The sequence below is a fragment of the Deltaproteobacteria bacterium genome (assembly GCA_016219225.1).
In the GTDB taxonomy this organism is placed as follows: Bacteria; Desulfobacterota; RBG-13-43-22; order RBG-13-43-22; family RBG-13-43-22; genus RBG-13-43-22.
In genome coordinates, this window is the sequence record JACRBX010000346.1 from 1 (window position 1) to 14,422 (window position 14,422).

General features: G+C 46.7%; 14 protein-coding genes. 5 read left to right on the forward strand and 9 right to left on the reverse strand.

All coding sequences use genetic code 11. The features are described from left to right. From HY879_27665 to radC, 4 genes are all read right to left on the reverse strand, one after another. Nucleotides 1-225, reverse strand: a 225-nt coding sequence (locus HY879_27665) for a YebC/PmpR family DNA-binding transcriptional regulator (GenBank protein MBI5607127.1), incomplete at its 3' end; no start/stop codon positions are given. 99 nt (nucleotides 226-324) lie between these two features. Continuing rightward, nucleotides 325-915, reverse strand: a complete 591-nt coding sequence (locus tag HY879_27670; GenBank protein MBI5607128.1) for an RlmE family RNA methyltransferase — start codon at nucleotides 913-915, stop codon at nucleotides 325-327. A 99-nt stretch (nucleotides 916-1,014) separates the two neighbouring features. Beyond that, a complete protein-coding gene (locus HY879_27675; GenBank protein ID MBI5607129.1) occupies nucleotides 1,015-1,182 on the reverse strand; it encodes a hypothetical protein in 168 nt (55 codons plus the stop codon). Between the two features lie 33 nt (nucleotides 1,183-1,215). After that, nucleotides 1,216-1,908 (reverse strand): DNA repair protein RadC, encoded by a 693-nt coding sequence (radC, locus tag HY879_27680; GenBank protein ID MBI5607130.1) that lies wholly within the window; start codon nucleotides 1,906-1,908, stop codon nucleotides 1,216-1,218. A 347-nt stretch (nucleotides 1,909-2,255) separates the two neighbouring features. On the opposite strand from radC, the gene HY879_27685 reads away from it, so the two are divergent. Together HY879_27685 and HY879_27690 are read left to right on the forward strand one after the other, a co-directional pair. Then, a complete protein-coding gene (locus tag HY879_27685) occupies nucleotides 2,256-4,766 on the forward strand; it encodes a tetratricopeptide repeat protein (protein ID MBI5607131.1) in 2,511 nt (836 codons plus the stop codon). 12 nt (nucleotides 4,767-4,778) lie between these two features. Beyond that, the gene (locus HY879_27690) at nucleotides 4,779-5,249 is read left to right on the forward strand and encodes an HAD hydrolase family protein (protein MBI5607132.1); all 471 of its coding nucleotides are present in this window, start codon (nucleotides 4,779-4,781) and stop codon (nucleotides 5,247-5,249) included. Nucleotides 5,250-5,597: 348 nt separating this feature from the next. Here the strand turns inward: HY879_27690 and HY879_27695 are convergent, their stop codons facing one another. The 5 genes from HY879_27695 to HY879_27715 all read right to left on the reverse strand — a co-directional run bounded on the left by HY879_27695 (nucleotide 5,598) and on the right by HY879_27715 (nucleotide 10,757). Next, nucleotides 5,598-6,374 (reverse strand): SAM-dependent DNA methyltransferase, encoded by a 777-nt coding sequence (locus tag HY879_27695; GenBank protein ID MBI5607133.1) that lies wholly within the window; start codon nucleotides 6,372-6,374, stop codon nucleotides 5,598-5,600. A gap of 642 nt (nucleotides 6,375-7,016) precedes the next feature. Continuing rightward, nucleotides 7,017-8,414 carry a putative DNA binding domain-containing protein gene (locus HY879_27700; GenBank protein ID MBI5607134.1) on the reverse strand — a complete coding sequence of 466 codons (1,398 nt, stop codon included), beginning with the start codon at nucleotides 8,412-8,414 and terminating at the stop codon, nucleotides 7,017-7,019. A 3-nt stretch (nucleotides 8,415-8,417) separates the two neighbouring features. After that, complete coding sequence (locus HY879_27705) at nucleotides 8,418-8,864, reverse strand: HEPN domain-containing protein (protein MBI5607135.1); 447 nt, start codon at nucleotides 8,862-8,864, stop codon at nucleotides 8,418-8,420. After that, nucleotides 8,854-9,450, reverse strand: coding sequence for a nucleotidyltransferase domain-containing protein (locus tag HY879_27710; protein MBI5607136.1), 597 nt, complete (start codon nucleotides 9,448-9,450; stop codon nucleotides 8,854-8,856). The genes HY879_27705 and HY879_27710 overlap by 11 nt, the downstream gene beginning before the upstream one ends. 428 nt (nucleotides 9,451-9,878) lie before the next feature. Next, nucleotides 9,879-10,757, reverse strand: a complete 879-nt coding sequence (locus HY879_27715) for a DUF89 family protein (GenBank protein ID MBI5607137.1) — start codon at nucleotides 10,755-10,757, stop codon at nucleotides 9,879-9,881. A 306-nt stretch (nucleotides 10,758-11,063) separates the two neighbouring features. Here HY879_27715 and HY879_27720 point away from each other — a divergent pair, with 306 nt between their 5' ends. The 3 genes from HY879_27720 to HY879_27730 form a co-directional block, all read left to right on the forward strand. After that, nucleotides 11,064-12,191 (forward strand): PAS domain S-box protein, encoded by a 1,128-nt coding sequence (locus HY879_27720; protein MBI5607138.1) that lies wholly within the window; start codon nucleotides 11,064-11,066, stop codon nucleotides 12,189-12,191. After that, entirely contained in the window at nucleotides 12,182-13,603 is a 1,422-nt protein-coding gene (locus tag HY879_27725; protein MBI5607139.1) for a sigma-54-dependent Fis family transcriptional regulator, read from the forward strand. Before HY879_27720 ends, HY879_27725 begins: the two co-directional genes overlap by 10 nt. 394 nt (nucleotides 13,604-13,997) lie before the next feature. Then, nucleotides 13,998-14,422, forward strand: a 425-nt coding sequence (locus HY879_27730; protein MBI5607140.1) for a phosphoenolpyruvate synthase, incomplete at its 3' end; no start/stop codon positions are given.

Here is a 14,422-nt window from a genome sequence, read left to right on the forward strand (position 1 = left end):
CCCGGTCCCTTTTTTAATGGCCCGGTCGATATTATCCTTGGGCATATTTTCACTTTTGGCCAAGGCGATGGCTGCCCGCAACCGGGGATTTCCCTCCGGGTCTCCCCCTCCGATTCGGGCGGCGATAGTAACCTCTTTGATAATTTTTGAGAAAACCTTTCCCCGTTTCGCATCGGCGGCCCCTTTTTTTCGTTTTATGGTGCTCCACTTGGAATGCCCGGACATACCTTCCTCCTTTTATCCTCAATAACTAATAAAAAAATGAAATTTTCATATTACGTGAAGCCCGCATCAGGCGGGCACGAAGCTTTAATACAATATGGATTACCTTTTAAATCCTCTCCCGATTAAATAGATTTCCGGACTTTCCTGACGTGAACTCCTGGGTTTATGAATCTGAACCTGTTCAAACCGGGTTTTCATTTTTTTTATAAAATCTTTTGAGCCTTGCCCTTCAAAAATCTTTAAAACCGTGGCGCCCCCTTTTTTTAAAATAAGAAAACCGAGATCCAAGGCCCGGTTATTTAAATCCAGAGAACGCTGATGATCCAGCCATTTTATCCCGCTTGTTTTGGGAGAGAGATCGCTTAAAACCAAATCGACTTCGCCGGCCCATTTCTTGATCTGTTCTTCCGGGACGGTTAACAGGTCGGTTTTTAAGAAAGCAATATTAGGGGACATTGGAATCGTCGGATTTTTCAAATCCAATCCCAGGACCAGACCTTCCGGTCCCACGGTCTGAGAACAAAACTTGAGCCAGGAACCGGGATGGCAGCCTAAGTCGACGATGCGCTGCCCGGGTCGAATCAGTGTATATTTCTCTTGGATCTCTTTTAGCTTGTATACCGACCGGGCCGGGTATCCCTCTTCTTTGGCTTTGACCCGGAAAAGATCTTTTTTGCTTGGATGGGCCATACCAAATCATTCCAAAAAAATAAAAACATAATAATCACAACTTGTTCTGTTTTGCAACGACAAAAAAAGGAGGGAGGTTGGAAACAAATCCGTGGGGGCTTAGGAGGAATTCTTTTTTTGCCAGTATTCCCTGAATTCATGGGCATATTTTTGGACCCAGTCCCAGACCGCCTGATCGCCCAGATCATATCCGGCCTTTTCCGATTCTATCCATTTGTGTTTTAAAATTTCTTCTAACTCTTTATGCAAGATTTCAGCGTCGCTCATTTTTTTTTCGTCATCCCCCATGCTGTTCATAGATTATATCAGGTTATTTTCCAAAAAGCTAAAATGACCTTCCCGTCCGATAATCAAATGGTCATGGACCTTTATCTGTAAATTTCTGGCCACCTGCATCAATGTCCTTGTCAACTCCCGATCTTCCGGAGAAGGATAGGGCGAACCGGCCGGATGGTTATGGACCAGGATCAGAGCGGTTGCCTTTAACCTGATGGCCCTTTCCATGACCTTCCGGGGATAGACTACGGTTTGATCCACCGTCCCCTCCTGCAAAACTTCTTCTTCAATAACCTGATTCCGGGTATTCAGATAGATCAACCGGAATTGTTCGTCTTTCAGCCAGCCCATTTTAGACTGGCAATAATTAACCAGATCCATTGGAGAGGTGATCACATCCTGAGCCTCAAGCAAGCGATCGCGGAGATAACGGTCCGAGGCTTCTTTAATCAGTTTAAAAAGTAAGCCGCTATGCTCTCCAAGCCCTTGATATCTTTTGAGTTCTTCAACAGGGGCTTCTAATATCCCTCTCAGGGAGCCAAAAGTCTGTAACAGCGCCTTGGCCAGAGGTTTGGTATCCTTCCGGGCCTGGGCATAAGTCAAGATGAGTTCCACCACCTCGTAATCTTGAAACGATTCCAATCCGGACCGGACAAAGCGGTCCTTCAACCGTTTTCGATGACCTAAATAATGGGGAACTTCTTCTTCCTGAGGAATAAACTCTCCCCCTTTTGACAGGAAAATAACTTTCAGGGATCAGGGTTCGGGGATCAGTTGAAGAGAAAGTTGCAAGTTTCAAGTTGCAGGTGTAAAAACCTTGGACCTTGCACTTTGCCCATCGCCTATAGCCCTTTGCCCCTTTTAATCCATTTTCAAGCCCCATGGCGCCTGCCGGGCATGAAATCCGATTACCAATACCTTATAAAATTTATTATTTTATCATACTTAAAAGAAAAAACAATTATTTTTAATACTGTTGGTTGACAAATTTCAGGCAGCCATATATCTTCCTTTCTGGTACATAATATCCATGAATAAGGATGGATCCGGAAGGATATCCAGGCATGTCTTTTTCAACCATTCCCGACCTTTCCACAAAAGATTTGATGGCCTCCCGCTCTCTATTTTCGAGGATCTTCCATGATCTTTTCCCTTTCCAGTCTATCAATTTTTATTTTCCCGAACACCCTCAGTCGGCTTTGAGTTGGAAGGAAGGGGGAAAACTGGAAGAGTTTGTGGAAGTACGGTGGGTTACTGAATATGAAATGCATTATGATCCGGTGCGGAAAAGGCTTTTTTGGCCCTTGGCCTTTCACGGCAAATCCATAGGATTTTTGGTCTTCTTTGGTTTCTCCCAGCTTCCGGATGACCGGGAAAGGCACCTTCTGGAGCGTCTATCCAGCCTGGCCCTCGATATGGCGGCCTTAAAAAAACAGGTTCAGTTGGATCCGGTTACCGGGCTTTATCATGAATGGGCCTTTCGGAAATTATTAATTCGGATAATAAAGGATTGGTCTAAAAAAGGGGGCGAGCTAAAACCGGAAAAATTGAGTCTGGCCGGGGGACAACCTTCCCAGACCATGATCCTCGGCTTCCTTTCCCTTCATTCCAAACAGAACAAGACCGGTACCTTTTCAACCTTCCTGGAAACGGATTCTCAAATCTGGTTAAAAGATCTTCCCGGTTGTTTCCCGGCAGGAACGATCCTGGCCGCCATTCATCATCAGCCCCTGATTATCGGTTTTGTAATCCCTTCTTTGGAAGAGGGGGATGGTCCATCTTCCATACCCTTCCGCATTTCTTCCGAAATCGATCAGAAATGGATCTATCAAGTCGGCTGGGCAGGTCTTGATCATCGAGACCAGGAAACTTTTCAAGGAAACCCTTCAAAGTATTCCTTAATGACCACCTGGTGGGACAAGGCCTGGACGGCCCTGGAACTTGCTAAAAATTGGGGAGAAAATTTTGTCCTGGGCTATGATGAAATACTTTATCAGGCCGGGAAGGTGTTGGATCTCCTCCCCAGCCATCGGATAGTCATCAATCTGGGGCAAAAAGCCGGGGTCAGTCCCTTTATGCGTTTTTCAATTCCGGAAGAGGACAACCCGGATCAGGAGAAAGGGTTGGCCATTCCACTCGAGATCCAGGAAGATCTCTGTATTGCCGAGATCGTCTATCTTAGGGAATCGGGAAAACCCATCCTGAAAAATGATCGGGTACGACTGGTTTCCCCTTTAAGTCAAAAGATGGGAGCGACCAAAGGGGAGATCCTTTTGTCCAATGGTCCTCTTCGTTCTTTTCAAATGTTCCAACTGAAGTTTCGGGAAGCCTTAAAAAGCACCGAAAAATTTTCTCTCCTCATCGGACGGCTGGATGATTATACCGACCGCCTCAAGCTCTGGGGCGAAAACAGTCTCCTGGAAATCCAAAAAGAAATGAACCTTAACCTTGAGGAGAATCTCCCGGCCAACGGGGTAATCGGTCCCTACGGCCGCGACGGGTTCATTCTTTTTGTCCCGGAAATGGATCAGGAAGAGGCCGGATTGTGGGCCAGGAAGGTAAGCGAACACTTGAAACAAACGCTCAATCTTTCCCTTTCCTTTGTCCTGGCCGATTACCCCTGCGTCCCTTTCCATAAAGGGGAGATCCTGGATAATACCATCAAGACCCTGGATCATCTGGCCTTCCTGGGGCCTGGTTCCATTGTCGTCTTTGATTCCGTCACCCTTAACATCAGCGGGGACAAACTCTATAACCATGGAGAGGTCCAGGGGGCCGTCCGGGAATATGAAAAGGCCTTGATTTTGGACCAGAACAACATCAATGCCTTAAACAGCCTGGGGGTTTGTTATGCCAATCTGGGCCAACTTCATCAGGCCGTTGAATCCTTCCACCGGGTCCTGGCCCTTTCTCCGGAAGATTTTATGGCTTCCTTTAATCTCGGATTTTCCTATGCCCGGTTGGGTGAGGGGGGAAAAGCCCTCCAGACCTGGGAAACCCTGGCCCAAAAAAATGGGGCACCCTTTGATTTGGCCTATCATCTGGGCCGGCTTTACCGGGACCAAAAGGATTTGCACCGGGCACTGAACTGGTTTAAAAAGGCCGAAGAGACTCCGGATAAGAAAGGGTTTATTTATCGGGTTCTGGGGGAGTGCGAAGAATCCCTGGGGAAACAGAAGGAGGCTACGGCCTATTATAAAAAAGCCTTGAAAATTCATCCCCAGGACGCCTTTTCCTTGAGCCATCTGGGGGCCCTTTACCTTGGTCAGGGGGAAAGCATCAAGGTGGCTTTGTCTCTTTGCCAACAGGCCACCCGAATCGAGCCGGACAAAGGCCTTTATTGGTTGAACCTGGGCAAGGCCCTGTTGATGAATGGGTTCCCAAAAAGGGCGGTAAATGCCTTGAACCAGGCCTTGTCCCGCGGGGATGAGATCAAAGAGGTTTACCGGCTTTTGGGTCTGGCCTTACAAACCCTCGGGAAAGAAAAAGAATCCCAGGACTGTTTTTTGGAGGCCCTCAAAAGGGATCCCCATGATGAAGAAATCAAAAGCTATCTGAAGGAAGAAAAGAGTTAACAGAGAGGCGCTATGATTGAGATCGATATCCCGGGTTTCGGCCCGGTGCGGTTGGCCCATCTGGTATCGGACTTTACCGGGACCCTTTCCGTGGACGGCAGGCTACTTCCCGGCGTCAAGGACGCCTTAAACCAACTGGCCCGATTGTTGACGATTCATATCCTGACGGCCGACACCTTCGGGAGGGCCAAAGAGGAACTGGCCGGGGTTCCATGCCTGATCCATATCCTGACCGGCCCGAATCACGATGTGCAAAAAGAGGACTACCTAAAAAAGCTCGGCCCGGAATCGGTCGTCGCCTTTGGAAACGGGAACAACGACCGTCGGATGCTGAAATCAGCCAGGGTGGGGATTGCCGTTTCCGAAGGGGAAGGGTGCGCCGTCGATGCCATCCTGGCCGCCGATATCCATGTCCGCAGTGCCCTGGACGGCCTGACCCTGTTGCTCAACCCCTTGAGGTGCAAGGCCACTTTGAGATTTTAAAAGCGGATTCAATCCAAACTGGTTGAATTCGACCAGTTTAAAGCCGGGATTATTCGATTACCCCATAGGCATCTCGCCGGATTTTTTATTCTTCTAATTCATTTCCGACAAATTTCCGATAAAACATACGACCTGCCGCGGTTCGAACTATCGGCAATGCGCTGCGGCTCCAGTTGTGGAGCATAGTATTTTGCACGTAGTACAGTGCCTCATCCACATCTTTGCATTTGGTGATGATTTGCGATGTTATGGCCCCAGGGGATGGCCGTAATTTGGGCAACAATCTGTTGCCCGATCTCGCTCTGCGGTGTTTGCGGAACAGGTTGTTGCCCAATTGGTTCACGTTGGCTATAGAAGAGATGCCACTGTCTGACATATTTCAAATTCCGTAATGATCTTTTCCAGCTTCGCCCCTTGGGCGATGGGGTTCGACTCCTGCCCATAAATCGAAATATCCTTGATGTTGCCCTGATGGCTGAGGACAAACTTCTCGCTCTGGACGAACATGCCGCCCGAGCCGCAACAGCCGTCATAAACGCGTCCCTTGTAAGGCTCCAGCATTTCGACCAGAAGTTTGACTATACTTTGCGGAGTCCAGAACTGCCCTCCTTTCTTGCCTTCGGCGTCGGCAAACTGGCCGAGGAAGTATTCATACACCCGCCCAAGTAAATCCTGTGATTGGTGGCCATCCTGATTAAATCCGATTGTTGCGATGAGGTCGATCAACTCACCAAGACGCTGCTTACTCAAATCGGGATCGGCAAAAATTTGGGGCAGAACCCCTTTGAGTGGAGGATTGATTTTCTCGATGGCCTCCATGGCCTCGTCAACGAGCTTGCCAATCCCCGGCTGCTTGGCCCGGTCTTGAAGGAATTGCCAGCGGGCTTTCTCGGGCACAAAGAAGATATTGTGGGCCAGGTATTCGTCCCGATCCTCCGGGTCTGCCCCTTCGAACTCCCCCTTTCCTTCTTTCAGTTTCTCATGCAGGTCGTTGAAGGCATCGGAGATGTATTTGAGAAAGATCAACCCTAAAACGACGTGCTTATACTGCGCCGCATCCATATTATTGCGCAGCTTATCCGCCGCCGCCCAGAGCGTTCTTTCCAATTCGTTGTTATCTGCCATTTAGTATCTCCTGATTTCGTTACTGAGGTCAATCTTGTCGGCAATCTCTTTCAACTCCTGAGATTAAAACAACCAACTCAGAAATCTTGTTCGCTCCGAACTGTCGATTATCTCGTTAAGGCCGATGGTGCCGTCATTTTCTATGTTATCGAATATCTTAGATCCACCGTCGTGAAAACAAAAACCCCATTTTCTTCAAAAAATGGGGTTTTTGTTAGACTGCTTCATGGACCAGCCTTTCGGGTTAGGGTTACCAGCCGAAAAACTATTTAATGATGAACAACTTAAACCATAACAAACAGTTAAAGTCAATCCCAACTTTTTGCCGAATCATTTTCTGCCAAAGGTGTCTTACTTCTCTTTGAGGTGGAAGGATCGAGGGGATGGAAATGCGGTCGTTTTCTTATCATTTTAAAACTTACCACAATCGGGACGTTGATTCCGAGTTGCATAACAGTAAACCCTTCTATCCTCCACCAAAAACTTAATCCAAATTCCCTTTGGGGTGTATCATGAGGTGTGACTTGGGCCTCTTCTTGGACATAAACCTGTTTAATCACTTGTTCCCCGGATTCGCCTTTATATCGATTGTAGTGCTAACGGTGACATTGAGCTTGATTTCCCCCTCGGTTGTCGTTCCTCTCAAGGGACCACCTCCCAATATCCACCTTTATCCGGACCGACACGGCGAATAAAGCCTTTTTGTTTCAATGTCGTTAGGTTTTTGTCTATGGCGGTTGTGCTTATGCCCAGTGATTGGGCCATTGCCTTTTTTGATACCCGAGGGTTACGAGCTATCAGTATCAGGATTTTTTTCTGATTTTCCGCCAACCCTTCCACCAACCCTTCCACCAACTCTGGAGGCCTACCCCTCTCTTTTTCTTTCAGGGCAAATTCCGGCGAGCGATAGAAAATGGCCCGGAAGAAGGCGTTCGGTACGAAGGTCGGTTCGCGAAGTCCCGCCGCTGCCATGGCATCCTTCATTTTCTGGATTCCCATGCCAATACGCTCGACCTTGTGCAAACGGAAGAACAGATCAGCAATTATTTCATTTCGCCGCACCGAAACTTTGCCAAGGTCCTGAATTGAAAGACCTTCAGGTAGACTGCCTGGGTTCACGATCTCCACCCGGTCATCATAGACCTCGACACTGACCTGCGTACCGGTGATGCTGTAGTCGCGGTGCATAAGGGCATTCACCAATGCCTCTCGTAAGACATCGAGGGGTATCTCGTAAATGTCCTCCCGATCGAATCCCCGGATTTCACTTCGGATGTTTAGATGTTTTTTTAAAAACGCAACGGCCTCATTGAGTTGGGTTAGCAAATCGTCCCTTACATCGCTACGGTCGTATATGTGGAGCCGGTCAGTCCCCTTAAAGGCCAGAAGTGTCATTTGGGCCTGATGCAGGTGGTCATAAACATCCTTGGCAAAGAAGAGAATACCCGCGTTTTTGACACCGGATTCATCGGCTACTTTCAGGCTGCGGAGGAAATCGGCGGCAGAGATATTGCCGAGATGGATATCGGCCTCTTTTATGAAAGAACGAATCTTGGCCTTGGAAATATCCTCAAAAGAGAACCCTCTGACCGTCCTTTCCTCAAAAGGAACCGTTTCATTTTCCCGGAACATGATCCGAATTTCCTGGTGACTCATCTTCTGGGTGGTCCCGTTAAGCCGCCTGAAATATCCGGCCCGGCAGCTATAGGGCTTTTCAGATCCTTCCGGCACCTCAATAGCCACTACATTATCTGTTTGAGTCATCTCAATGGCAATGGGGGGCTGGCAGTTCCTGGCCAGGCTGTTGATCCGTGCCTTCAGGTCGTTGGACAGGCGTTCCCCGGAAATGGAGCCGTTATCCCGGACTCCGAGTAGCAAGGTACCGCCCTTGGTGTTGGCAAAGGCTACCAGGTCTTCATCTATCCGAGGGGTGAATTTTTCCTTGAACTCTAAAGTAAGCCCCTCCCCTTCACGAATAAAAAGCTTTATCCTGTCAAGGTCCGTTTTCTTTTTAAAAGGGGGCTTCCCGGGCTGTTTCATGGACTAGCCTTTCGGGTTGGAAGTTTCAAAGTTGACGGCTATAAAAATCAATTTTACAAATTCAGTCGCCTTGGCAAAAAGGTTTTTGGCTTCCGTTTCGGTAATTAATCCGGCCACATCATAAATAGCTTGATTTCGTTTGTTGCGCATGCGGTCAAAATAGGAGATCAAATCCTCGTACTCCTCCCCCATGACGATTTTCATGAAGGTAAAGGTATTCTTATGACCTTCCCCGTGAGATGGACGATAGCCCTTAGCAAACATGTAAGCCCGGGAGGCCTGGAGGACGGCATTATAGGTTACCGCAAAACCCCAATCCCAATCCTCGGCCATTATTTTTCGTGCTGTTTTCAAATCCCTCTCTGCCCTGGCCAAAGCCCTTTTAATTTCTTGAAAGGATATTTTCTCCTTACGGATGCGTCCTTCTCTAAGGAGTTCCTCAAGATCCATGGCTGTCCCCTATAATAAAAATTTTCTCCCCGGCCAAAACGCGTGAGAGGAACCCTCCTTTTTCCTTCTGTCGCTTTTTAAACTCTTGAGGGGTCAGAAAGGTATAATTGATGGGGCGGTTCAGTTGCCCCTCGGCTTGACTGATAAACCGGTGCAGTTCAAGCTCATCAACATTCCCGACAATAAATAAATCTATGTCGCTGGTAGCTTTGGCCTCCGCCCGGGCTTGACTGCCAAAGACGAAGGCCAGGTCGATCCTGTCAGACACCGATGATAAAGCGGACCGAAGTACCTCTGCCAGCCCGGCTGTTTTCAATATCAGTCCTTTTAACTCAGGGAAAATGGGGCAACTACGTTTGGCCTTGAAATAGACCTGATTGCCCAGCTCGAAGCGCTCGATGATGCCTGCTTCGGTCAGCTTTTTTAATTCCCGCTGAACCGATCCTTGCCCGGCAGCGGTTATCCTGGCAATCTGTCGTAGATAAAAGGATTCCTCCGGGTTTGCAAAAAACAAAGCCAGCACTGCCCGTTTGGTCTTTCCAAAAAGAGCCACTGAAAGGATATCGGAAAATTGTTTTGTACTCATATTGGGTTCTATCGTACTCAAAATAGGATCAGAAATCAAGTCACATTCTCAGGGATGCCGCCCATCAGGTCATCTTCCAAAAACAAACCCTATTCGAAAGCCGGAATCCAAGCTAAAGAAAGTCCGTAACCCCCTGGATGCCGGATCGGGCCGGACCCCGTACTTGATACGGGGTCCGGCATGACGGAGAACAAACAAGCATGGAGGTTAATCCAGGGTTATTTTCGAACTAAACCTCATGCCCGGGGCGGGCGCCATGAGGCATGGGAATAGACCAGTCAAAGGCTTATTTAGGCACGGGTCAGGCGCAAAGCCTGACACACTGATTAACCATTTCATCCCTCAATCCAGACTTAACGGGATCGAGGGATACCCCATGGTTTTAACCGTGTAATCCGTGAAATCCGTGCCAAAAATCTATTTTCGAATTAAAATCTATTGGCCAAGATCGGTTGGTACATCCCGGTCTGGAAATAGCGACTATAGGGAAGGCATTTAGACAGGAGGAGAAAGGTTATATCTTTGGCGTGATCCTTTTCTTCTTCCAGGGAATCAAAATTTCCGCCTCCTTTGGAGATGATTAAATCGGAATTCTCGAACAACTCTCTGAACTCCGAGGAACATCGGGACAAGATGGTCCCCGGCACAGGGGCTTTCAGTCCGTTTTCTATAATTTTGGCCAGGCGGTCCATTCCCACACTTTGGGCCTCTCGGATAGTGACGTCGTTTAAAGCCGGCACACTCCGGACCACGAAGAAGACTTCAAGATCGTATAAGGTCCTGATGGTCTCTATCAGGACCTTATCAAAGACGATTTCTCCTGAATTATCCCCTAAGTAGAGTAATAGGCGGGCTTTATTTAATTTATCCCGGAAGGTCAGGAAGGATTTTTCGTCTATCGGCTGTTGCAACTCCTGGCCGAGGGCCTTTTCAACATCTATTGAACGATCGGAGATCATCAGGTCGATACCATTTCCCTGGATGGCCAATTGAACGGCGGTGAAAAGGGGATCGGATGATTCCTGAACCAATCGCTTTAAATGGGGATAGAGTTCCAACCCCTTTTTGTTTTGTTCTTCCTTTATGGCCTGGAACGGATCAGGTGTATTGAAGGTCTCCACGATTATATCCATGACCGGTTCAACGGCTCCCGCGCTGGTGAGATCCCAGTCAATGCCCCGCAAGGCAGGAATTTGGAGTATTTTAATCGTCAGTTCTTTAAGGACCGCCTCATCATCGGTCAATTTCCTGATGGCCGAGACGGCCATCTTTAAAATACAGGGGATGCAATCCGGTTTGATTAACAAATTTTTACCTTTCCATGTTTGATCAACGCGTTAAAAGACCCCGTCACCAGGCGAAAACCTGTTGCGATGATTCCGGCCAGGGAGGCGGAGTGAAGCGCTGCCTGGGCAGGCATTATATAACGTTAGGGTCCCCCTAAGTCAAGGGAGAACGAACTTTTCGCATGTAATCTCCTTTTAATTTGGTCTTCCCTTTTTTACCAATTTGGAGTATTTTTTTCATGGTGATTCCACGAAGTGTTCAAATTCAGGGAGCCACCTTCAGGTTCAACGACCTTTAACGCACACTCCGAAATTGGTCCAAGCGCAATGAAAGCCTTTAAAATCATAGATGAAAAAGTTTTAAATAATATTGTTCAAGGGATTAATGCGGCGGTCATTCTGCATGATCGGGAGCTTAAAGTCATTTTCATTAATGATCCCTTTGAAGAAATTTTTGAAATCAAAAAGGAAAATGCCTTAGGGAAAACACCCCTTGAATTTTTACCGGATTTCGACCAGAGGCATAAAGAGGCCATTGTAAAGCGATTAAAAAGTACCTTGCAAACCGGGGTAAAGAGCCTGACCCATGAATTTACCTATTATTCACCCCGTGGCAACCTGCACTATCTTTCAGCCATCTCTATTCCTATTTTCGACCACTCCAATCACATCACCTACGTCATGTCCATTGTTAATGACCTGACCAATCAAAAAAAATTGGAAAAGGAGGTGGTTGAATCCGCCAAACTATCTTCCATTGCCGATATGTCCTATACCTTAGCCCATGAAATCAACAACCCTTTGACCGGTATTAAATTGGGCCTTTCCACGCTATATGGAAGTCTTCAGAAAAAAGAAAATATTCAGATTTTGGACAGTGTCATGAAAGATCTAAACCGTATTCAAAAAACGGTCAGCTCTTTCTTGAAAGCCAAAAAAACCGAATATCGAATTAGAAAAAAAAATCAGCGGATTATAGGAGAAATTATTGAAGAAGTCCTCTTTCATTTGGGAGGTCAGTTAGAGTCGAAGAACATCACCGTGGAAAAAAAATTATGTACTCAAGACCAGGATGTTTTTATCGACCGGGATCGGATTTATCAATTATTGCTCAACCTGTTTTTAAATGCCTCTCAAGCCATTCCGGACAAGGGAGAGATCATCGTTTCCACCCGAATAGATTCACCGGAAGAAACTCTTTCGAGCCAAAAATCCTTTTTGTGTATTACGCTGGCCGATACCGGGATCGGGATAAACCAGAAGCATCTGCCGGAGATCTTTAAACCCTTTTACAGCTTAAAACCAGGAGGTACGGGATTAGGGTTGTCCATTTGTAAGGAGATCGTCTCGGCCCACAAAGGAATCATTAAAGTAGAGAGCCAAAGGGGATCAGGAACCATATTTACGATTTATTTACCTATTATTGACCAGGAAGGATCGGAGCAGTGGAATTAGCCAGAAGTATTTTAATTGTCGATGATGAGGAGAATATCAGAAAATATCTTGGCAATTCCTTGGCTCAAGACGGCTTCGAAGTCTATTCGGCCCAATACGGCAAAGAGGGCTTGACTCATTTAACCCGGAAACACATTGATCTGGTACTCCTCGATTTGAATCTCCCGGATATCAATGGTCTCGAGGTGTTGAAAGAAATAAAAAAAATGGATGTCCAGACCAATGTGATTATTATCACCGCCTACGGGGATATCAGCAGCGCAGTGGAAGCCATTAAATTGGGGGCCTTTGATTATCTTACCAAACCCTTTGATTATAATGAGATAAAAATCGTTATTGAAAAGGCCCTGAAATTGATCTCCTTAGAAAATCGGATCGAGGTTTTGGAACGGCAGATCGATCGCTACCAGTATGGGGAGCTTATTACCAGGAGCCGAAAATTTTATGATGTCCTGGATTTAGTCAATCGTATAGCCGACACCACCAGCACGGTAATGATTTATGGCGAGACCGGAACGGGGAAAGAATTGGTGGCCGCCATGATTCATAAAAAAAGCCAAAGGGCTAAGATGTCTTTCATTACCGTCGATTGCACCGCCCTTCCTGAAAATTTGTTGGAGAGTGAGCTCTTTGGTCATGAAAAAGGCTCTTTTACCGGTGCCATTGGATTGAAGAGGGGGTTATTTGAGGTCGCTCACAAAGGGACCCTCTTCCTGGATGAAATCGGGGATATGGAGTTGAAACTCCAGGCTAAAATTTTAAGGGTTCTGGAAAGTAAGCGCTTTCGACGGGTGGGCGGAGAAAAATATCTGGAAACGGATGTCAGGATCATCGCCGCCACCAACCGGGACTTAAAAACCTTAGTCGAAAAAGAGCAATTCAGAAGAGACCTCTTTTATCGCCTGAATGTCGTTCCGATTTACTTGCCTCCTTTACGGGAAAGTAAAGAGGATATCTTCCCCCTGATCGACTATTTCCTTCAAATTTTTAATAAAAAAATCGGCCGCAAAATATCCCAGGTGTCCAATGAAGCCTTAAAATACCTGATCGATTATCCCTGGCCGGGTAATATTCGGGAATTGAAAAATGTCATGGAACATATGATCATTACGAGCAATACCGAGATTATTAACCTGGAAGCCCTTCCGGCCGAAATCCGAGGCCTGGGCCAGGGCGTGGTTATGCCTGCTTATCAGGGAATACCGGCCGAATCCCAAAAACTCCCTGATTTCCGTAAAACCAAAAAAGAGCTGATCGAGGCCTTCGAAAAGGATTATCTCAATAAATTATTGGGAAAGACCGATTGGAATATTTCGAAAAGCGCCAGAGAAATCCATATGCATCGAAGCAGTTTTCAACGGCTGCTAAGAAAGTACAAACTCTCCCAGAATCCCTTTCTAAAGGACTCCTAAGAAGTTCATGGAAATATATACCCCGGCAACCTGCTTTCAGTCGCAGGTGTTCTAACCGGCTAAGTCTGAGAATTTATCTAGCAGAATTTTGAACTATCCTCGATTTTTTGCGTTGTTCGAAGATCGCTTCGCTTAAGGAGTCCCGCCAACGGCGGGATTTGAGGGAAGAGAGCAACTGCTGTGCGGCGAACCATTTTTGTGGCATGCAACAAAAATGCGTCACGTTTTGTCTTAAAATATCATTAAATTTCAATAAGTTAAAATATTTCATCTAATTTCGGCCTGTTACCTTTACTTTATTAAATTATCAATTATTACAACAAATTGAGAAGCAAGAACTTCCTGGCATTATTTTTGATATTATACTGACTTAAAGAAAGACTCTATAAAAAAGGTGGTGATCCCAATCGGAACCTTCGTTAAATTTTTCGAAGAAATGACCAGGGAAGATATCCAGGAGGCCGGTGGAAAAGCGGCCAACTTAGGGGAATTGACTCAGGCAGGATTTAACGTACCGCCTGGTTTCTGCGTCTTGGCCGATTCTCTTCATCATCACCTTGAAAAAAATGATTTGCAGCCCAAAATTAATGGGATCGTTGCCGGTTTTGATTACGAGGATTATGCCATTATCGAGGGTAAGACTAATGAAATCAGAGACCTGATTATCTCCGCCCCAATTCCTGCCGATTTATTAAGGGAATTGACGGATTCCATAGATAAGTTGACCGGCCCGGATCAGGTTTTTGTGGCCGTCCGTTCTTCCGTAGCGGTCAAGGGCCTTCCCATCTCTTCCTTCCCGGGAATGATGGATACCTTCCA